This is a genomic window from Chitinimonas koreensis (assembly GCF_014353015.1).
GTDB lineage: Bacteria > Pseudomonadota > Gammaproteobacteria > Burkholderiales > Chitinimonadaceae > Chitinimonas > Chitinimonas koreensis.
Window position 1 is genome coordinate 2563511 of sequence record NZ_CP060704.1, and the last position, 20634, is coordinate 2584144.

Below are 20634 nucleotides of genomic sequence, written 5' to 3' on the forward strand. Positions count from 1 at the left end.
CATAAATCGCCTTCATCTTCCCTACCCATTCCGAGGAGAACCCATGCAGCTAACGCGCCGCTTGCAAGTTTTCGGCATCCCTTGCCTGATGCTCGCTGCTGTTTCCTTCCCTGCTTATGCAAGTGGCAAGGCCCATACCCACGGCCAGATGGAGCTGGATGTGGCGGTGGACGGGCAGCAGCTCTCGATCCAGATCGAGGCGCCGCTGGATAGCTTGCTGGGGTTCGAACACGCTCCGCGCAACGCCAAGGAGCGCAAGGCCGCGGACGAGCTCCTGCAGCGCATGCGCAATGGCGCCGGCCTGCTGCAGCCCTCCCCTGCCGCGCAATGCACCCTGGTCCGGCAGGACGTGGAATCGGCGGTGCTGACCGCGGCCGCCCCTGCCAAGGCCGGCGCCGGCGCTCACGCTCACGAGGAAGAGGAACACGCCGATCTGGATGCCGACTATGAATTTCGCTGCCTGCAGCCGGCGCAGCTCGGCCAGGTCGAGCACGGCCTGTTCGAGGCGTTCAGCCGTCTGAACCGGATCGAGGTCCGCATCGCGGGCGCCAAAGGACAGTCCAAGCAAACGCTGAAGCGGCCGGCCAAAATGCTGAAGCTGTTGCCATGACCGGTGCGGCCGGCCCGAACCTGGTGGAGGTCGCCGAACTCCGCTTCCGCTGGCCCGGCGCCGGCGCGGATTGCCTGCAGATCGAGCAACTGAGCCTGGCGCACGGCGAGTCCCTGTTCATTCGCGGCCCCAGCGGTTGCGGCAAGAGCACGCTCTTGTCGCTGCTGGCCGGCGTGCTGACCGCCAAGGTCGGGCACGTCGGCCTCCAGGGCCAATGCTGGAGCAAGCTATCGGCCGCCAAGCGCGATCGCCGGCGGGCCGATCACATCGGCTACATCTTCCAGCAGTTCAACCTGCTGCCGTATCTCAGCCTGCGCGACAACGTCCTGCTGACTTGCCGCCTGTCGCGCAGCAGGGCCCTGCGGGCCGGCCCGGATCCCTGGCGCGCCGCGGAGACCTGGCTGCGGGCGATGGGGCTCGGGGAGGAGCTGTGGCAACGCCGGGCGGTCGAGCTGTCGGTCGGCCAGCAGCAGCGCGTCGCCGCTGCCCGCGCCTTGATCGGGCAACCGGAATTGATCATCGCCGACGAGCCCACCTCGGCGCTGGACGAACCCTTGCGCGACGCCTTCATCGACCGCCTGCTGTCCGCCTGCAAGGCGGCGGGCAGTGGCCTGCTGTTCGTGAGCCACGACCGCGGCCTGGCCCAGCGTTTCGATCGCCAGGTGGACCTGGCGGCGCTGAATCGCGCCTACGCCGCCGCGGCGGAGCCGCAGCGATGAAGTGGCTGCTGCAACTGGCGGCCAGCAGCGCCTGGAACCGGCGCTTCGCGCTGTCCCTGGTGGTGCTGTGCATCGGCTTGTCCACTTTCCTGCTGCTGGCCATCGAGCGCATCCGCCACGACGTGCGGCAGAACTTCGCGCAGTCGGTGTCCGGCACCGACCTGATCGTCGGCGCGAGGACGGGATCGGTGCAACTCCTGCTGTATTCGGTGTTCCGCATCGGCAATGCGACCAACAATGTCCGCTGGTCCAGCATCGAAGCCATTTCCAGGCATCGGGCAGTCGCCTGGGTCATCCCCATCTCGTTGGGCGACTCGCACCGCGGCTTTCCCGTGATCGCGACCTCGCAGGCCTATTTCCAGCATTTCCGCTACGGCAATCGACAAGCGCTGGCAATGGCCCAAGGTGCCCGGTTCGACGGCGTCTTCGAAGCGGTGCTCGGCAGCGAGGCGGCAAGGCGGCTGGGCTACCGGTTGGGCCAGCGCATCGTGCTGAGCCACGGCGACGGCGTGCTCGAGGCGAACGACCATGCCGACAAGCCGTTCACCGTGGTCGGCATCCTGGCGCCGACCGGGACATCCGTGGATCGCTCGGTCCATATCAGCCTCGCGGCCATGGAAGCCCTCCATCTGGACTGGATGGCGGGTGTGCCGATACCGGGCATGGCGGTACCGGCCGAACAGGTGGGCGAACACGACCTGACGCCCAAGAGCGTCACGGCGGCCCTGATCGGCTTGAAGAGCCGTACCGCGGTGTTCGCCGTGCAGCGCTCCATCGCCGACTTCGAGGACGAGCCGTTGATGGCCATTTTGCCGGGCGTGGCGCTGGACGAACTCTGGGATGTGGTCGGCGCAGGCGAACGCGGCTTGATGGCCATGAGCGCCTTGGTGGGGTGGTCAGTCTGCTGGGTTTGGTCGCCGTGATCATGGCCGGCCTGAATGAACGCCGCAGAGAGCTTTCCATCTTGCGGGCGATCGGTGCGGGACCTCGGCAGATCCTGCTGCTCTTGGCCGCCGAAGGCGCGTTGGTCACCGTGGCGGGAATCGTGATCGGCGCATCGGCCTGTGCGTTCGCCATCCTGTTGCTGGGGATTGGTCGCAAACGCAGTTCGGCATTGCGCTCCGGCTGCAGCCATACGGCCAGCAGGAATGGATGTTGATCGGCATCCTGCTCGGCGGCGGATGGCTAGCCAGCCTGTTGCCCGGCTATCGCGCCTATCGCCTGTCGCTGGTCGACGGCCTTTCCCCAAGGATCTGAAATGCGTCCTATCGTCCGCCACGCCGTTTCCTCGCTGGTCTTGTCGTCGCTGCTGCTCATGCCCCCGGTTGCCGCCGCCGGAACGCCCAAGCTGCCGGGCTCCAGTGCAGTCAAGTCGTATCGGCAGCTGCAGTGGGAAGACTTGATCCCCAAGGGCTGGAGTCCGCAGAAGCGTCTGCGCGAAATGAATCCCGGCATGATCAACGACAGCGATTCCGCGGCCAAGAAGGCGATGCGGGATGCCTGGGACAGTGCGCCCACGGTCAAGGCGCTGAATGGCCAGACGGTCAGGCTGCCCGGTTATGTCGTGCCGCTGGAAGAGGCCAATGGCGAGCTCAGCGAATTCCTGCTCGTCCCTTATTTCGGCGCCTGCATCCACTCTCCCCCGCCGCCGGCCAATCAGATCGTCCATGTCCTCGCGGCCAAGCCGGTCAAGGGCTTGCGCGCGATGGACGTGGTCTGGGCGAGCGGAACCTTGCACACCCAGCGCCAGGACTCCTACATGGGGGTGAGCGGCTATCGTCTGTCGGTCGACGCCGTCGAGCCTTACGTGCCGTTTCGGCAATGACCTGGCCGGTCTGCGGCGCTGCGCCAGGGCGGCCGGTCGCGCTGGCGGCCGATCGCTAGGTCGTCCGGTTCGCGCTGGTCGGTCCACGATCTCGGAAGCATTGCAATGCGAAATCGACCATGCCCTCCACGCTTCCGCGCTCCCGATATGCCCGTCGCAGATGGCTCGCATCGCTCCCTTCATGCGTGATGCGGTAGATATGCTCAAGCGCCGGCGCGCAATCCAATGCATCGGCACAAGGCTGTATGCGGCGCACCGTAGTCAAAATATCCTCACGTAGCGGCATTTGCTCGTAGGACTTCGGATGCACGACCGTGCCGTCCAAGCCGAAACGGCACGCTTGGAATCGGTTGTAGTTGTAGACAAGATAATCATCTTCAGCGGGGCGGGCTCGTTTCTTTCCAGTAGATATTTGCAGAGCGCCTGGAGATAACAGGCCAGCGCTGCTGCGTGCTCTACGGAGAGCGGCGTATCGCAGACACGCAACTCGATCGTCCCATATTCGGGCTTCGGCCGGATGTCCCAATAAAAGTCTTTCATGCTCTTGACGACGCCCGTATGTTCCATCTTGGCAAAGTACTGGTGTTCGAAATCCTCCCAGCGCAGCAGGAATGGCGCCCGGCCGCTCAACGGGAATGCGAATACGGAATTCAGCCTGGCTGAATTGAACAAGGTATCGTGGCCTTGCACGAAGGGAGAAGAGGCCGACAAGGCGATGAAGTGGGGAATGTATCGATTCAAGGCGTGCAGCAGGAACAAGGCCTCATCCGCACTCGCGCATCCCACATGGACATGCTGGCCGAAGATCGTGAACTGCTTGGTGAGATAGCCATACAGCATGGATACCTCCTTGAATCTCGGCTTTTTGAATATGCGGCGCTCGGACCATAACTGGAAAGGATGGGTGCCGCCGCCGCAAATGCCGATATTCAGATGGTCGCCTGCCTGAACGAGGATGTCGCGCATCTGCTGAAGTTGCGCCAGCAGCGTCGAATGGTTCCCGTGAACGCCGGTCGCGATTTCGATCATGCTTTCGGTCACTTCGGGCGTGACCGTGCCAGGAAATTGTTTTCGCCCCAACAATTCAAGCATGTCGGGACTGGCCGCATTCAGATCGAAATCGCTCAGGCTGACCAATTGCAGTTCGAGTTCCACTCCGAGACTCAATGCCTGCGATGTTTTGAAAGGTTCGAGGGGCATGTCAGGATCCCTTTGACTCCGGCACTTCCTGCGCCCATATCAGGGCGCGCAGGACAAGAATGGGCCCGAGCACTTCCAGCGTAAGTGCCGCTGCCGCCAATGGCGCAAGCTGGTCTACCAGGTTGATGCCCAGGTAGCGCGTCTGCTCCAGCACCAGGATTACAAAGGCCGACATCGGTGTGGTCGCCATGCCGATGAGGAGTCCCTTGCGCCAGGAAATACCGCTTCTGTGGGCGAATAGACCGATACCGGCGATCTTCGCAATCTGCCGGACTGCGACGATGCCGAGACCGACGCCCAGTCCTGCGATCACCTGGCGCCACTCCAGCGTCGCCGCGATGAATACGAACAGCAGCACGGAGAGAAGGTCACCCAAGGCGCCAAAGCCACGTTGCGAGGAACTCAAGATGATGCGCCGGTGGCGCGCCGACAATCCGAACGTCAGCGCAGCCAGCACGGGAGACAGTTTCAGGGTGTGCGCCAGCGCAACCAGGAAGATGATGGCGATCGTGAAGGCAAGCGTGCCGTCGTGACGCGTGCGCTCGGTGAGCCTCAGCATTGCGGGGATCAGAAAGCCCGCTGCCAGTCCCAGGATCACGGAAGCCGACAAGACGATCAGGCTGCTGTAGGTCGCTTCCCAGATATTGCCGGAGGTCCGGAATACGACCAGTCCAACGACGACCTTGAAGGTGAAGACGGCCAGCACGCAGTTCAAGGCCGAAAGATGCAGCACGCGCTCGGTGACCTGGCCAGAACTGCCTTGCTCGTTGATGATGCGCACGACCGTCGCGGGCGACGTCGCCATCGACAGCGCAGCCAGGAGCAAGGCCGTCGATTTCGCCTGCCCGAACAGGATCGCCAATAGATAGACCGCGGCAAATGTGAGCGCCGCCTCGGTCACGCTGGTTGCGGCGATCCAGGGATTGGTCCGCAGCCAGCGCAAATTGATGCGGTAGCCGCACTCGAACAGGATGAGGCCAAAGGCGAAATTGGCCAGCAGCAGCATCGACGCAGGCTGCCCCGGCGGCAGCAGGCCGGCCTGCGACGGTGCCAGGGCAAAGCCTACGACGGCGTAGATGCTGATACGCGGCAATCTTGCCCGCCGATACCCATATTCGCCGGCAAACCAGGCAATCAAGATGGCAAAGGGCCATGCCATCTCGGCAAGGGGCGTTAAATCAATCATATCGTGGCCCGATGAAATCGCAGCATCGAAGCCGCGCATGGCCCGGACGGGAGGCGAGCCGAGGATGCGTATGCGCCAGGCGACCGAAGACCTGGGTGGAGAAGGTATGGATCGGCGCGATGGCGAAGCGGGCTGCGCCGGCACATTCGATGACAGTAACTTGCATATGGACTCGGAAAGTGGATGGGCGGCACCGATGGGTCGCCGCCCGGTGACCGCTCGTGCGCTCGTGCGTTTCGCAGCATCGCTCAGATCAAAGGAATTTCTCTGCTGACGACGCGCGGGATTTCACGCAGATCGATCAAGGGCCGGCTCTCGGCCTGCAGTAGCGGCGACTTCGGCTGGCAGGCAAAACCGGCATCGACGGCCTTGGCCAGGCAGACGTCGTTTTCGCCGCTGCCCACCATCAGGGTATGGCCGAACGGCTGATCGGCGAAATCCGCCAAGTAGGCAAGCACGTTCCGCTTGCAAATGCCGTGACTACCGCAGCCGGCCGAGTGCCGGAACAATTCGCTGATGGTGAGTTCGCCGGTCGCATGGCCATTTGCGAATCCCAATGCATGTCCGATCGCAAAATCAGCAAATACCCGCTTGCGGACGGTTTCGGCGGCGACATGGTAGCTGTCCGACACCACGCCGACGCGATAGCCCAGCCGGCGAAGCTCGGTGATCGCTTCGACTGCGCCAGGCTGCAGCGGCATGGATTTGGCCACCTCCACGAATGTCTGCTCGGGGATGCCTTCGAACAGGGCGGCGACGCTGGCGGAACGGGCAACGCCCCTTGTCTGCTTGCCCAGCAAGCTCGTCAGCGCAGTTTCGAATCCAGCGCGCCGAGCCAGTGCCCGGATGAAGCATCCATCCAGGAGCGTGTCGTCCATGCTGAAGAGCGCCAGCTTGCCGCCCGGCTCGATGTTCTGGGCAAGGTTGTCCAGGCTTGCGCCAAGCCGTCGCAGGTGTTCCACGGTTTCCGCCAGCCTGTCCGCCGGCAGGCGCCCGACGCTCTCCGCCCTGCGCAGAATGGCCTGGCCGATTTCGATCGCCGCCCTGCCCAGGCCCGTCAGCGGCTTGCTGTCGTGCTCGACCGTGCCCAGGTTGACCTCGGCGACGAGCGCGCCAGAGCAATGGGCGTCGACCAGCAGCCCGACGTCCACGCCGAGATCGTCCTCGTACTCGAGCTTTCGCAGCAATCCGGTACGCGCGGCCACGATGCCGCCCAAGGGCTGGGAAAACCGGCTGAGCCCGGGAAAGAATGTCCGCAGCAGCGGCCTTGCGACGAGCTCCGTGACACGGCCGGAGGCCCCCGAAAAGTTGGCCTTCACGAAATCGGCATTGCGTTCGAACGGCGCCAGCATCCGGTCGATCAGGGATGGATCCGGTCGCCGTATATTTCCATCGAGATAGAGGATCAACTCGGTGCGCGCGATGTCCAGCGCATCCCGCATCGACGGCCCTTTGCCCAGCATGCTGCTGGTGATGACGTTCGCGCCGGCTTCGCTGGCCAGCCTGACCGTATCGTCGATCGAGCCGTCGTCGACAACGATGACCTCCCTGACCGACGGATGGGCCTTGGCAAATCGGACGATCGATCCGACGTTGGCAGCTTCGTTCTGTACAGGTATCGCTACGGTCAGCATGCGTTCCCTCCCTGGAACTCTGGATGGCGAGGCCTCATCCGGACATGTATTTGTACAAATGTATATGGCCGTGATAACTTGTTTGCGGGCAGAGAGTGATCGGCGACCGACAATTACCGATCAGAGCGGCTCACACAGCGCCTTCCGGCGCTGTCTTTTTTTGTCCGGCCCCGTCCGCAGCCCGATCGAGCTGGCGCAATGCCAAGGTGTGGTAGAGCGCTGGGCTGAACAGGCGGCTGACCAGCGATGCAATCAACGTGGCTGCCATCAGGCTGAGCACCATCTCATGCCCGTCGATCATCTCCATCACGATGATGAAGGCGGTGATCGGTGCCTGGGTCACCGCTCCCAGGAAGGCCGCCATGCAGAGGGCATAGATGCCGGCGCTCGGTACGCTCTGGCCCAGCAGCGGCAGCAGGTCATGACCAATACCGGCGCCGACGGCCAGGCTGGGGGCGAAGATGCCGCCCGGCGCGCCGCTGAAATAGGAAAGCAGCGTCGCCAGCAATTTGGCGGGAGCGAAGTGCCAGCCGACCGCATCCGGGCTGGCCAGCATCTGGCGGGTCGCTTCGTAACCGGAGCCATGGGTGGCGCCTTGCGTCGCCAGCCCGATCAAGGCGACCCCCAGGCCGCAAAGGCCGGCGAACCAGACTGGATGGCGCGCTCGCCAGCGGCCCGCCGCGCCGGCCCACGGGCGAGCGCTCCAGAGCAAGGCTCTGCTGAACAATCCGCCCGCCATGCCGCAGACGCCCCCGCAGACCAAGACCGGCACGATGATGGCCGAGTCGATGCCAGGCGCCTGGAAATGCCCGAAGTACAGATAGTTTCCCTGCATCGAGATCGACACCATGCCCGCCAGCACGATGGCGCTCAGCAGCAGGCCATTGGTTTTGTGTTCGAACTTCCGCGACAGCTCCTCGATCGCGAAGACGATGCCGGCCAATGGCGTATTGAAGGCCGCGGCGATCCCGGCTGCCCCGCCGGCGAGAATCAGGTGGTTCGGGACGACGTCGTGGCCGGCGGGCAGAAATCGTCGCAACGCATACATCAGGCTGGCGCCGACCTGAACCGAAGGACCTTCGCGCCCCATGGAAAAGCCCGCCCCAAGCGCCAGCGAGCCCAGCGACACCTTGGCCAGCGCGATGCGTACCGAGAGGAAGCGACCGATTCCGATCTGGCGATCCTCGGCCTGCAGCGCCGCGATTGTCTGTGGAATACCGCTGCCTTCCGCACCAGCAAACCAGCGCCGCAGCGTGTAGACCAGCAGCATCCCGCCTAACGGCGTCAGTACGAGCGGAATCCAGTGAGCCTGCATCTGCAGAAGCTGGAAACCGTGGCTCAACGTTTCGCTGAGTCGGGCGAACAGCACGGTCACCAGCCCGACGGCAGCCGCACCGCCCCAAACCACGGCGCGCTCCAGCCAGCGGCCGGGTTCGTGCAGGCGCTGGCGTCGGATCGCCAGGAGAACATCACGCATAGGAAGCTCAATTACATTTGTATAAATGTAATTCTACGCTACAACGCCGTCTCGATCAGGTCGCTAAACTACGCACCGTTGCAATCAAGCCAAAGCAAACATGCACAAGTCGGCATCGCCCCAGGCGCTGGACGTTGAAGTCCTCAAGCAGTTCCGTCTGATCTTCCAGTCGGTGCGCAAGCATTTCCAGGCCGTGGAAACGGCTTGCGGCATTTCCGGCGCTCAGCTGTGGGCGCTATCCCGCATCGTCGAAAGGCCCGGCTTGCGCGTCACCGAGCTGGCCGCCGCCATGGCGATACATCAGTCGACGGCAAGCAATCTGATCGAAAGCCTGGTTCGCCAGGAGCTGATTTGCCGGCGTAAAGGCGAAGTCGATCAGCGGGCGGTCTGCCTGCATCCGACCGAGGCCGGCAGGCAGATCATCGAAGGCGCGCCGCGGCCGGTACGCGGCCTCTTGCCGGAGGCGCTCGGCAGGCTGGACCCGGCCTCCCTTCAAGGACTGCATGCCCAGCTTGCGGCGCTGATCCAGCTGATGGGAGGCGCAGTCGACGAGGCAGACCCGTCCCTGCCCCTGTCCGAGCTGGCCATCCGGGACGAAAGCGTGCGGGCCTAGCTGGACGCAGCCGCCGCCTTGGCGCGCGCCACGTGCAGCTTCCTGTAGCTGTCGATCAGGCGCTGGTGCCGCTCCAGCCCTTCCAGCTTCATGCTCGTCGGCGTCAGGCCGAAGAAGCGCACGCTGCCGTCCACCGATCCCAGCACCGCGTCCATCCGCGGGTTGCCGAACATCCGGCGGAAATTGGCCTCGTAATCGGCCATTTCCAGCTCCTCGTCCAGCAGCACCTCCAGCACCGCATTCAAGGCCTGGTAGAACAATCCGCGCTCGACCGTGTTGTCGTTGTATTGCAGGAAGGCGCCCACCAGTTCTTGCGCCGCCTCGAATTGCCGCAGGGCGAGATGGATCAGCAGCTTCAGCTCCAGGACGGTCAACTGGCCCCAGACCGTGTTCTCGTCGAATTCGACGCCGATCAGGGTGGGGATGTCGGAGTATTCGTCGAGTTCGTTGTTGTTCAGCTTCTCCAGCAGCGTTTCCAGGCCGGCATCGTCCAGCCCGTGCAGGTTCAGGATGTCGGCACGGAACAGCAGCGCCTTGTTGGTGTTGTCCCAGACCAGGTCCTCCACCGGATAAACCTCCGAATATCCCGGCACCAGGATGCGGCAGGCGGTGGCGCCCAGATGCTCGTATACCGCCATGTACGCTTCTTTGCCCATGTCCTCGAGAATGCCGAACAGCGTCGCGGCTTCCTCGGCATTGGAATTCTCGCCCTGGCCGGAAAAATCCCACTCGACGAATTCGAAATCGGCTTTGGCGCTGAAAAAGCGCCACGACACGATGCCGCTGGAATCGATGAAGTGTTCGACGAAGTTGTTCGGCTCGGTCACCGCCTGGCTTTCGAAGGTGGGCGGGGGCAGATCGTTCAGGCCCTCGAAGCTCCGCCCTTGCAGCAGTTCCGTCAGGCTGCGCTCCAGCGCCACCTCGAAGCTCGGGTGGGCGCCGAACGAGGCGAAGACGCCGCCGGTGCGCGGATTCATCAAGGTGACGCACATCAGCGGGTAGACCCCGCCCAGCGACGCATCCTTCACCAGCACCGGGAAGCCCTGCTCTTCCAGGCCCTGGATGCCGGCCACGATGCGCGGGTATTTCGCCAGCACTTCCGGCGGCACGTCGGGCAAGGCCAGTTCGCCTTCCAGGATTTCGCGCTTCACCGCCCGCTCGAAGATTTCCGACAGGCATTGCACCTGCGCTTCGGCCAGCGTATTGCCGGCGCTCATGCCATTGCTGACGTACAGGTTTTCGATCAGGTTGGACGGGAAATACACCACCTCGCCATCCGACTGGCGCACGAAAGGCAGCGAGCAGATGCCGCGCTGCACATTGCCGGAATTGGTGTCGTACAGATGGGAGCCGCGCAATTCGCCGTCGGGGTCGTAGATCGAGCGGCAATATTCATCGAGGATTTCGGCCGGCAACGCATCTTTGGGGCCGGGCTTGAACCAGCGTTCGTCCGGGTAATGCACGAAGGCCGCATCGGCGATGTCTTCGCCCCAGAACTGGCCGGCGTAGAAGTGATTGCAATTCAGCCGCTCGAGATATTCGCCCAGCGCCGACGCCAATGCGCTTTCCTTGGTCGCGCCCTTGCCGTTGGTGAAGCACATCGGCGAATGCGCGTCGCGGATATGCAGCGACCACACATTGGGCACGATATTGCGCCACGAAGCGATTTCGATCTTGATGCCCAGGCTCGCCAGGGTGCCCGACATATTGGCGATGGTCTGCTCCAGCGGCAGGTCCTTGCCCGCGATATAGGTGCAGGACTCGGAGGCCAGGTTCGGCGTCAGCAAGGCCTGGGCATCGGCATCCAGGTTTTCCACCTCTTCGATCACGAACTCGGGGCCGGCCTGCACCACCTTCTTCACGGTGCAGCGGTCGATGGAGCGCAGGATGCCCTGACGGTCCTTTTCGGAAATATCCGCCGGCAATTCGACCTGGATCTTGAAAATCTGCCGATAGCGGTTTTCCGGGTCGACGATATTGTTCTGCGACAGGCGGATATTCTCGGTGGGGATGTCGCGCGTGACGCAGTACAGCTTCACGAAGTAAGCCGCGCACAACGCCGACGAGGCCAGGAAATAGTCGAACGGACCGGGGGCCGAGCCATCGCCCTTATAGCGGATCGGCTGATCGGCCACGACCGTGAAGTCGTCGAACTTGGCTTCGAGGCGAAGCTTGTCAAGGAAGTTGACCTTGATTTCCATGGGGGAACTCCAGAGTACCGCTGAAAAATGATGGACTATCCCGGCCTGGCAGGGCGCCGGATCGAGCGCTGGGCGCTGATTGATGCCGATTCGTGGGGGAGATGCCGCCGGGTGCGGCTCGAATTTCATCGGGGCCGGATGCCCCGGGGCCGAATGGCCGCGATGATGATCGTAAAACCCGATGCGATCAAACGCTCGGCCCCCGCCTCGCCGGCGCCTGACGGCCTGCGGTGCAGAGGACGGCGCAGAGGACGGCGTGCCGGCGCCCTCCCCCGCCTGCCGCACCGCTGCATCGGCACCTGCGGCCGCGCGGCGGCCGGGCTCGTGATCGGTGCGGCCGGGTCCGGCAGGAGCGGCCGGCCTGGATCAACCCGCAGATTGCCCGCTCACGACTCCGGGTCGTACATGATCTCCCGGACCTCCTGCGCGCACCGGCAGGCGGCGGCGAGCTTGGCGGCCCATTGCAGCGCCACCTCGCGCGAAGGCACCTCGATGATCGAGAAGCCGCCGACGACCGCCTTGGTCTCAGGGAACGGGCCGTCGGCGACCGTCCCGTCGGTGGCCACGATGCTCGCCCGCTGGCTGAGCAGGCCGCCGCCGAAGATCCACACGCCGGCCGCCTTGGCCTCGCGCACCACCGCGCGCGCGGCTTCGGCCACCGCGGGCAGCTCGTCGTCGGGAATGATCATCGTGCCGTCGTCGAACGAAATCAGGTATCGCATCATGGCTCCCGGTCTGGCGGCCCCGCCGGCCGCCCGACCGAATAGTAGTCCTCGATGGCGTAGTCCGCGCGGACGACCCTGGCCATGCATCGCGGCCGTGGCCTGGATGTTTCGACGCCACCGCGCCAGCGTCGGGAGCCGCCGACGCCGCTCCGGGACCTAGCCGCCGGGGCCGGGCGAAGCGATGCGGCCTGCGCGCAGGGTCGCCAGCTGACTGGCGTTGCTTTGCTGCAGCGCCAGCAACTCGAAGGCCGAGGCGACCATGGCGCGCAGTTGCTCGTCGTTCCAGGGCTTGGACAGGAAACGCCAGGCCAGGCCCTGCTCCACCGCCGCGGCTACCGGGCCGAGCTCGGTGCAGCCCGACAGGACGAGGCGTACCGTGGCGGGGAAGTGGCGGCCGGCCTCGGCCAGGAATTCGGCGCCGTTCATGTGCGGCATGCGCAGGTCGGCCAGCACCACGGCGACCGGGTCGGCGGCCAGCAGCGCCAGCCCTTCCGCACCGGATAGCCCGGTGCGGATGCGGTAGCCGTCGCGCCGGAACAGCCGGACCAGCGCCGACAGCATGTTCGGCTCGTCGTCGACGACGATGAGCACGCGCTCCGTGCCCCGCGGGAGGCCCGGCAGCCGCGCGGCCGCAGCTGCCGATGGCGCGACGGAGGCCGGTTCAGGGTATGCCCGGCGCGGCGCCGATGCCGGCGAGCGCCTGCGCTTCGTGCGGATCGAGCAGTTCGGCCGGATCGAGCAACTGCACGATGCGGCCGCCCCCGCCAGGTTGGCGACGCGCGACAGCATGCGCCGCGTGCCGGCGGTCAGCGGCGGCGTCGCGCCGATCGCGTCGAGCGGGATGCGCAGCACTTCGCTGACCGAGTCGACGATGAAACCGAGGCAGCGCTCGCCGAAGCGGAACACCATCACGCGCTGCTGCTCGTTGCCGGCCAGCGGCGCCATGGCGAAGCGGCGCCGCTGGTCGACCACGCCGAGCAGATTGCCGCGCAGCGAGGCGACGCCTTCGAGGAAGTCGGGCGTGCCCGGCACGTGGCGCAACTGCTCTGGCCGGCGGACGATCTCCTGCACCTGGGCGATCGGCACGCCGAATTCCTCGCGGTCGAGCCGGAACACCACGAACTGCTCGTCGGAACGGGCCGGCTCGGCCGGGCGGATCTCGTGCGCCGAAGCCGCCTCGCCGGTCGGCGCCGTGCCGGGCAGGCAGTCGGCCTCGATCAGGCCGACCAGCCGCCGGCCGCCGTCGAGCCGGCACATGCCGCTGATGCGGTGGCGGCCGGTGCCGTGGCCGAACAGCTCGGGCAGCGTGTCGATCTCGGCGCGGTCGACGCTGAGCACCGCATTGACCGCATCCACCACCACCCCGACCGGCTCGCCGCCGTGCGCCTGCAGCACGACCACCCGGCCGGCCGAGGCGTCGGCCGGGTCCGGCAGGCCGAACAGCCGGCGCAGGCCCAGTAGCGGCAGCAGCCGGCCGCGCAGCGACATCACGCCGAGCAGGTGGCCGCGCTCGTGGCCGGGCGGCCGCAGCATCTGCTCGGGCAGGCCGACGATCTCGCGCAGCTGGTCGATCGGCGTGGCGTATTCCTGGCCGTCGAGCAGGTAGCTGACCAGCCGGCGCTCGTCGCGCGCGATCTTGGCGGTGACCGGCTGGCCTGCGTACTGGCCGTGCAGCGCGGCATCGAACTTGGGGAAGTCGCGGCCGACCAGGCTGTCGAGGTCGAGCACCGTCACCATGCCGTCCGGGCTGCGGATCACCGCGGCCAGCGCATGCACGTCGATCGCCGAGCGCAGCGCGCCGACGCCTTCGAGCGCCTCGGGCGCCACCTCGACGATGCCGTCGACGCAGTCGACCAGCAGCCCGACCGGCAGGCCGACGTCGACCACCAGCGCCTGGCCGTCCGGCTCGGCGGCCTCGTCCAGGTCCGCCTGCCGATCGAGCTGCAGCAGGCGGCGCAGCGAGACGATCGGCAGGGTTTCGCCGCGCAGGTCGACCAGGCCCAGCAGCGACGGCGGCGCCAACGGCACCTGGGCGATGGCCGGCAGCCGGATGATCTCGCGCAGCGGCGCCAGCGGCAGCGCATAGCGGTCGCGGCCCAGCGCGAAGGTGACATAGCGGCTGCCGCCGGCCGATTCCGGCGCCGGCTGGTCGGCCGGGGGGCCTTGGCCGGTGTGCCGGCCACGGCTGGGGCCGCCGGTGCGGCCGGGTCGTCCTGCTCCAGCCGCCGCACCAGCGCAGCCCAGGCCGTGCCGGGGTCGCCCGCGGCCGTGCGGCGGGAATGGGCAAGTTGCGGCGCGGTGCCGCTGTCCAGTTGAATGTATTCGCTGTGTGCCATGACGCGCTCCCTGGGGTGGATACGATCGACCGACGGCCCCTGCGTGGGACCGTGCGAGTCGATGGGACTGGATGCCATTGTCCGGATCGCGGGCGCGCGGATAACTGGTTCGATTACGGGGGAGATCCCCCGGGATGACCGGGGAAAACCCTTGCGGGGCGGCAAGGGGGCGAAACGGCCAATCCGCCCTGCCCGCTTCGGCGACGGATCGGGACGGCGCGCTCAGCCCGCGGCCAGGAACGCGTCCAGCACGGCATCCACCTGCGCCAGCATGGCGCTCAGCTCGGCCTGGGCTTGCGCCAGTCGCCCGGCGTCGCCGGCCAGTGCCGCCTCCTCGGCATGGAAGGCCCGCTCCACCAGCTCGCCGATGCCGAGGCTGCCGGCCGAGCCCTTGAGCGAGTGGGCGGCGAAGCGCGCCGTCCCGAAGTCGCCGCGGGCCGCCGCGTCGGCCAGCAGGCCGAGGTAGTGCTTGGCGCTCAGGCGGAAAGTCTCGACCAGCTCGCGGAAGAACTCCAGGTCGTCGTCGAAGCCGGCCAGCGCCGCCTGCGGGTTGTAGCGCAGCGCGGCGGCGGTATCGGCCGGGGCCGGCCGCGCCAGCAGCCGGGCCATTTCAGCCGCCAGCGCCTCGGCGTCGATCGGCTTGCTGACGTAGCCGTCCATGCCGGCCTGCAGGCAGTCTTCGCGCGTACCGGCCATGGCGTTGGCGGTCAGCGCGATGATCGGCACCCGGCGCCCGGCCGCGCTGCCGCTGCGGATCCGGCGCGTCGCCCCGATGCCGTCCAGCCGCGGCATCAGCATGTCCATCAGCACCAGGTCGAATTCGCCCGCCGCGAAGCAGGTCACCGCGGCCTCGCCGTCCTCGGCCACCGTCACCCGGTGGCCCTGCCGCTCCAGCAGGCGCAGCGCCAGCTGGCGGTTCACCGGATTGTCCTCGGCCAGCAGGATGCGCAGCGGGGCCGCGGTCGTGGGCGTCGCCGCCACGGCTGTCGGCCGGGCCGCCGGCGGCGCCGACGGGCCGGACCCGCCGCGCAGCGCTTCGAGCAGCGCTTGCGGCCGCACCGGCTTGCTCAGCAGCGCGGCGGCATCCAGCCGGGCGGCCGCCTTGCTGCCCTGGCGGGTGGACAGCAGCAGCCGGCGCGCCTGCGGCAGCGCGGCGCGGGCTTCTTCCGCCAGGTCGGTGCCGCCGTCGGCGCCTTCGCCAAGGCATTCGTCGAGCAGCAACAGGCCGTAGCCGCCCCGGCGCCAGGCCACGCGCGCCTCGGCGGCATCGGCCGCCAGCGTCACCGCCAGGCCCCAGCGCCGCAGCATTTCGGCCAGCGCGGCGCGGCCGTGCGGCTGGTCGTCGACCACCAGGGCGGCGAGGCCGGCCAGCGCCGGCTGCGGCACGGGCGGCTCGATCGGCAGCCCGGTCCGCGCCAGCAGCAGCTCGACGCGGAAGCGGCTGCCCACGCCGGGCACGCTGTCGACCGCGATGTCGCCGCCCATCATGTGTGCCAGCCGCTTGCAGATGGTCAGGCCGAGGCCGGTGCCGCCGAAGCGGCGCGAGGTCGAGCCGTCGGCCTGGCAGAACGGCTCGAAGATCGTCCCGATCTGCTCGGCCGCGATGCCGATGCCGCTGTCGCGCACCGTCAGCGCCAGCCGCAGCCCGGCCGGCCCGTCGGCCGCCAGCGCCGCGTCGAGGCCGACCTCGCCGCGCTCGGTGAACTTGATCGCGTTGCCGACCAGGTTGGTCACGATCTGGCGCAGCCGCAGCGGGTCGCCGAGCAGGTGCTCGGGCAGGGCCGGGTCGATCGTGCAATCGAGCGACAGGCCGCGTTCGGCGGCCCGCAGCCGCAAGGGGTGCAGCGTGTCGTGCAGCAGGCTGCACAGCGAGAACGGGATCGCTTCGAGATCGAGCCGACCGGCCTCGATCTTGGACAGGTCGAGGATGTCGTCGATCAGTCCCATCAGCGCCTCGGCCGACGACTTGGCCATCAGCAGGTTCTCGCGCTGCTCGGCATCGAGCGCGGTCTGCAGCGTCAGCTCGGTCATGCCCAGCACGCCGTTCATCGGGGTGCGGATCTCGTGGCTCATATTGGCCAGGAAGGCGCTCTTGGCCCGGCTGGCGGCCTCGGCCGCTTCCTTGGCCTGGCGCAGCGCCCGGTTCAACTTGGTCAGCTCGGTCACGTCGGTGCGCAGCAGCACGTGGGTGCCGTCGTCGGCCTCGGCATGTTCGGGCGTCACCCAGCGGTCGAGCGCCGGGATCGGCTCGAGCCGGTCGCCGGAGGGGCGGCTCGACAGCCAGCGCTCGACGAAAGCGTCCTCGCCGTCGACGCCGAAGTCGTAAGGATGCGCGGCGCGGCAGGCGATATCGGCGCCGTGGTAGTAGCTGCGCAGGATGTCGCGCAGCGGCGCACCGTCGACCAGCCAGGGCCGCAGCCCCGGGTAGAGCCGGCGGAAGGCCTGGTTGCAGACCACCAGCCGCTCCTCGCGGTCGTAGATCAAGAGGCCGACGTCGACCGATTCGAGGGTGTTGAACAGCTGGCTGCGCGCCCGCTCGACCCGCTCGTTGGCCAGGTGGGCGGCGGTGGCGTCGAGGATCAGTCCGTCGATGCGGTCCAGGCCGCCGTCCGGGCGGAAATGCGGCCGGCCGCGCTCCAGTACCCAGCAGACGCTGCCGTCGGGCCGGGTCACCGCGTATTCGAGCTCGTAGGCCACGCGGGCCAGCACCGCGCGGCCGATCCGGTCGCGCCGCTGCAGCGCGGCCTGGGCATCGGGAAACGCCGGGTGGCGCTTGAGTTCGTCCACCGTCCAGCCGGTCAGCGCCGCCAGCCCGTCCGAGACGAAGGTGAAGGCATAGGGCCGGGTCGGCGCCAGCTGGTAGACGCCGCCGGGCAGGTTGTCGACCAGGCTGCGCAGAGTGCGCTCGCCGGCCTGCAGCGCCGCGCCGGCCTGCCGGCGCTGCTCGGCCAGCAGCTCGACCGCGTGCGACAGCGTGGCGAGGTCGGGCGCCTCGCGGTCGGACGGCGCCGCCTCGGCGCCCTGCCCGGCCAGACGGCTCAGCGTCGCCCGCAGCGCGGCCGGCTCGGCGCCGAGGATGCGCAGCAGGCGCCGGTAGCTCCAGCCTAAGGACAGCAGCTGGAGCAGCGCGAAGCCGGCCACCGCGGCCAGCCCGGCATTGCGCAGCGCGGCGAAATCGTCGTCGAGCTGGTCGTCGTACTGCTCGTAGCGGGCCCGCAGGCCGGCGCCGAGCTGCTCGGCCCGCTCGATCAGCCTGGCGGCGGTCAGGTCGAAACCCTGCTGCGGCGCGCGGAGCAGCCGCAGCCCGGCCTCGCGGTCGCCGGCCTCGTAGGCGTGGACGATGCGCTCGCCGAGCCGGTCCAGCCGCGCCAGTTCGGCCGCCATCGCGTCGGTTTCGGCGCGGTATTCCGGCAGCGCCTCGCCCAGCTGGCGCAGCTTCTCGCCGGCCGCCGCGTACTGGCGCTGGGCGGCGGCGCCGGCGCCGTCGCGCAGGCCGGCGGCCTCGGTCACGATCTGCTGCAGCTGCGCCACGTGGTAGCGCACGTCGCCGGCCTGCCGCTGGAAGGGGCGCAGCCGGTCGGCCTGCTCCTCGGTGGCGGTCGCGCGCACGAAGCGGATGCCGATGAAGCCGGCGAACAGCGCGAACAGCACGATCTGCAGCAGGCCGCTGCGCAGAAAGTGCTGCTTGACGCTGAACTCGCGGGCTTGCTCCATCGATGGCGCTCCGGTCGGCGATACCGTCATCGTAGCCGTTCGGCGCACGGCGCTGCCGGCCGGGCCGCCGGCGGGGCGATTCCGCGGCCGGCGCCGCTATCGGCGCAGCAGCCGCAGGCCGTTGCCGACCACCAGCAGGGCGGCGCCCATGTCGGCGAACACCGCCATCCACATGCTGCCCAGGCCCAGCAGGGTGAGCGCCAGGAACACCGCCTTGATGCCCAGCGCCAGCGCAATGTTCTGGACCAGGATCGCGTGGGTGCTGCGCGACAGCTCGACGAAGCGGGCGATCTTGCGCAGGTCGTCGTCCATCAGCGCCACGTCGGCGGTCTCGATCGCGCTATCGGTGCCGGCGGCGCCCATGGCGAAGCCGATGTCGGCACGCGCCAGCGCCGGCGCGTCGTTGATGCCGTCGCCGACCATGCCGACCGGGCCGCGCCGGGCGTATTCCTCGATGGCCGCCAGCTTGTCGGCCGGCAGCTGTTCGCCGCGGGCCTCGTCGATGCCGACCTGGCGCGCCACGGCGGCCGCGGTATGGCGGTTGTCGCCGGTCAGCATCGCGGTGCGGATGCCGAGCGCGTGCAGGCGCGCCACCGCTTCGCGGCTGCTGTCCTTGACCGCGTCGGCCACCGCGAACAGCGCCTTCACCCGCTCGCCGTCGCTGAGGAGCACCACGCTGTGGCCGTCCTCCTCCAGCGCGAACAGCTGCGTTTCCAGCTCTGGCGTGCAGACGCCGAGCGCCTCGATCAGCCGGTGGTTGCCGAGCAGGAAGGCCCGGCCGCCGATGCGGCCGCGCACGCCCTGCCCCGGCAGCGCGGCGAACTCGTCGACCTCCAGCGCGGCGACCGCGTCGCGCCGGCCGGCGCGGGCGATCGCCTGCGACACCGGGTGGTCCGAGCGCGCGGCCAGGCTGGCGGCGAGCTGCATCGCGTCGTCCGATCCGTCCAGCACCACCGTCCGGGCCAGCTCCGGCTTGCCGCGCGTCAGCGTGCCGGTCTTGTCCAGCGCCAGCCAGGCCAGCTTGCGGCCTTCCTCGAGGTAGACGCCGCCCTTGACCAGGATGCCGTGGCGGGCCGCGGCGGCCAGGCCGCTGACGATGGTGACCGGGGTCGAGATCACCAGCGCGCAGGGGCAGGCGATCACCAGCAGCACCAGCGCCTTGTAGATCCAGTCGTACCAGCCGCCGCCGGCGAGCAGCGGCGGCAGCAGCGCCACCGCCAGCGCGATGGCGAACACGGTCGGGGTGTAGATGCGGGCGAAGCGGTCGACGAAGCGCTGGGTCGGCGCCCGCTTGCCCTGGGCCGCTTCGATGGCGTGGATGATGCGCGCCAGCGTGCTGTCGCCGGCGGCGGCCGTGACGCGGTATTCGAACGAGCCGGCGACGTTGATCGAGCCGGCGAACACCGGGTCGCCGACCGTCTTGTCGACCGGGATGCTCTCGCCGGTGATCGGCGCCTGGTCGACCGCCGAGCCGCCGGCCACCAGCACGCCATCGAGGCCGATGCGCTCGCCCGGCCCGATCCGCACCATCGCGCCGACAGCGACCGACCTGGCGTCCACCGCGGCCCAGCGGCCATCGGCCTGGCGCACGGTGGCGCGCTCGGGCGCCAGTTGCATCAGGCCGCGGATCGCGTTGCGGGCGCGGTCGAGCGAGCGGGCCTCGATCAGCTCGGCCACAGTGAACAGCACCATCACCATCGCCGCCTCGGGCCACTGGCCGATCAGCGCCGCGCCGGTGACGGCGATGCTCATCAGCGCATTGATGTTGAGCTCGCCGTGGCGCAGCGCGATCCAGCCCTTGCGGTAGGTGCCGATGCCGCACAACGCGAGGGCGGCCAGCGCCAGCGCGGCGCCGAGCCAGTCCGGCCATTGCGCCCAGTGCGCGGCCTCGGCGCCCAGCGCCAGCGCGCCGGCCGCGGCCAGCGGCCAGTGCGTCGGCCGGGCCTCGGCGGCCGGCGCGGCGGCGTCCGCTTCGGCCGGCTCGGCCTTCATGCCCAGGCCGCGGATCGCCTCCACCACCATGGGCAGCGCGCCGGGCGCGTGCGCCAGCGTCAGCACGCGCTGCATCAGGTCGAATTCCAGCCCGTGCACCTCGGCCAGGCCGCCGAGCTTCTTGCGGATCAGCGCTTCCTCGGTCGGGCAGTCCATCTCGGCGATGCGCAGCCGGCTGCGTGCGCTGCCGGCCGGTACCGCCAGCGGCGCGGAGGGCGCCGCCGGCGCAGCCGTCGCGCAGCAGCCGCCTCGGCCGCCGTGATGATGGTGGCCGTGGGCCACGGCGACCTTCACCGGGAAATAGCCGGGCCTGGCCCGGTTCTGGGTCTGGTTCAGGTCCGGTTCTTGCGGGCAGCAGGAGGACATGGGCGTGCTTTCCGTCGTGAGATGGCGCCATCTCAC

At 68.0% G+C, this 20634-nt stretch carries 14 protein-coding genes and 1 pseudogene; 6 read left to right on the plus strand and 9 right to left on the minus strand.

Annotated elements, in window-relative coordinates; genetic code table 11:
- Positions 1 to 43 precede the first annotated feature (43 nt).
- The 5 genes from H9L41_RS10990 to H9L41_RS11005 all read left to right on the plus strand — a co-directional run bounded on the left by H9L41_RS10990 (position 44) and on the right by H9L41_RS11005 (position 3154).
- Entirely contained in the window at positions 44 to 610 is a 567-nt protein-coding gene (locus tag H9L41_RS10990) for a DUF2796 domain-containing protein (protein ID WP_084300150.1), read from the plus strand.
- Entirely contained in the window at positions 607 to 1329 is a 723-nt protein-coding gene (locus H9L41_RS10995; protein WP_028445957.1) for an ATP-binding cassette domain-containing protein, read from the plus strand. Before H9L41_RS10990 ends, H9L41_RS10995 begins: the two co-directional genes overlap by 4 nt.
- Entirely contained in the window at positions 1326 to 2252 is a 927-nt protein-coding gene (locus H9L41_RS11000; RefSeq protein ID WP_308419640.1) for an ABC transporter permease, read from the plus strand. The genes H9L41_RS10995 and H9L41_RS11000 overlap by 4 nt, the downstream gene beginning before the upstream one ends.
- Complete coding sequence (locus H9L41_RS25710) at positions 2222 to 2488, plus strand: FtsX-like permease family protein (RefSeq protein ID WP_308419641.1); 267 nt, start codon at positions 2222 to 2224, stop codon at positions 2486 to 2488. Before H9L41_RS11000 ends, H9L41_RS25710 begins: the two co-directional genes overlap by 31 nt.
- Positions 2489 to 2587: 99 nt before the next feature.
- Positions 2588 to 3154 (plus strand): DUF3299 domain-containing protein, encoded by a 567-nt coding sequence (locus H9L41_RS11005; protein ID WP_051318947.1) that lies wholly within the window; start codon positions 2588 to 2590, stop codon positions 3152 to 3154.
- Between the two features lie 55 nt (positions 3155 to 3209).
- Here H9L41_RS11005 and H9L41_RS11010 read toward each other — a convergent pair.
- The 4 genes and pseudogenes from H9L41_RS11010 to H9L41_RS11025 all read right to left on the minus strand — a co-directional run bounded on the left by H9L41_RS11010 (position 3210) and on the right by H9L41_RS11025 (position 8651).
- Positions 3210 to 4354 (minus strand): annotated as a pseudogene (locus tag H9L41_RS11010) (YbdK family carboxylate-amine ligase).
- A 1-nt stretch (position 4355) separates the two neighbouring features.
- Positions 4356 to 5579, minus strand: coding sequence for a cation:proton antiporter (locus tag H9L41_RS11015; protein ID WP_245589194.1), 1224 nt, complete (start codon positions 5577 to 5579; stop codon positions 4356 to 4358).
- 209 nt (positions 5580 to 5788) lie between these two features.
- The gene (locus H9L41_RS11020) at positions 5789 to 7174 is read right to left on the minus strand and encodes a glycosyltransferase (RefSeq protein WP_028445962.1); all 1386 of its coding nucleotides are present in this window, start codon (positions 7172 to 7174) and stop codon (positions 5789 to 5791) included.
- 130 nt (positions 7175 to 7304) lie between these two features.
- Entirely contained in the window at positions 7305 to 8651 is a 1347-nt protein-coding gene (locus tag H9L41_RS11025) for a chloride channel protein (RefSeq protein ID WP_051318948.1), read from the minus strand.
- A 100-nt stretch (positions 8652 to 8751) separates the two neighbouring features.
- Here H9L41_RS11025 and H9L41_RS11030 point away from each other — a divergent pair, with 100 nt between their 5' ends.
- Positions 8752 to 9264 carry a MarR family winged helix-turn-helix transcriptional regulator gene (locus H9L41_RS11030; protein ID WP_028445963.1) on the plus strand — a complete coding sequence of 171 codons (513 nt, stop codon included), beginning with the start codon at positions 8752 to 8754 and terminating at the stop codon, positions 9262 to 9264.
- Here the strand turns inward: H9L41_RS11030 and H9L41_RS11035 are convergent.
- The 5 genes from H9L41_RS11035 to H9L41_RS11055 all read right to left on the minus strand — a co-directional run bounded on the left by H9L41_RS11035 (position 9261) and on the right by H9L41_RS11055 (position 20598).
- Positions 9261 to 11594, minus strand: a complete 2334-nt coding sequence (locus H9L41_RS11035) for an OsmC domain/YcaO domain-containing protein (RefSeq protein WP_308417308.1) — start codon at positions 11592 to 11594, stop codon at positions 9261 to 9263. The two genes, H9L41_RS11030 and H9L41_RS11035, sit on opposite strands and share 4 nt — an antisense overlap.
- A 257-nt stretch (positions 11595 to 11851) precedes the next feature.
- Positions 11852 to 12187, minus strand: coding sequence for a YciI family protein (locus tag H9L41_RS11040; protein ID WP_308419643.1), 336 nt, complete (start codon positions 12185 to 12187; stop codon positions 11852 to 11854).
- Between the two features lie 159 nt (positions 12188 to 12346).
- Positions 12347 to 14752 carry a chemotaxis protein CheW gene (locus tag H9L41_RS11045; protein WP_308419661.1) on the minus strand — a complete coding sequence of 802 codons (2406 nt, stop codon included), beginning with the start codon at positions 14750 to 14752 and terminating at the stop codon, positions 12347 to 12349.
- The gene (locus tag H9L41_RS11050) at positions 14749 to 18240 is read right to left on the minus strand and encodes a hybrid sensor histidine kinase/response regulator (RefSeq protein ID WP_051318951.1); all 3492 of its coding nucleotides are present in this window, start codon (positions 18238 to 18240) and stop codon (positions 14749 to 14751) included. The genes H9L41_RS11045 and H9L41_RS11050 overlap by 4 nt, the downstream gene beginning before the upstream one ends.
- Before the next feature lie 96 nt (positions 18241 to 18336).
- Entirely contained in the window at positions 18337 to 20598 is a 2262-nt protein-coding gene (locus tag H9L41_RS11055; RefSeq protein WP_084300154.1) for a heavy metal translocating P-type ATPase, read from the minus strand.
- Positions 20599 to 20634 lie beyond the last annotated feature (36 nt).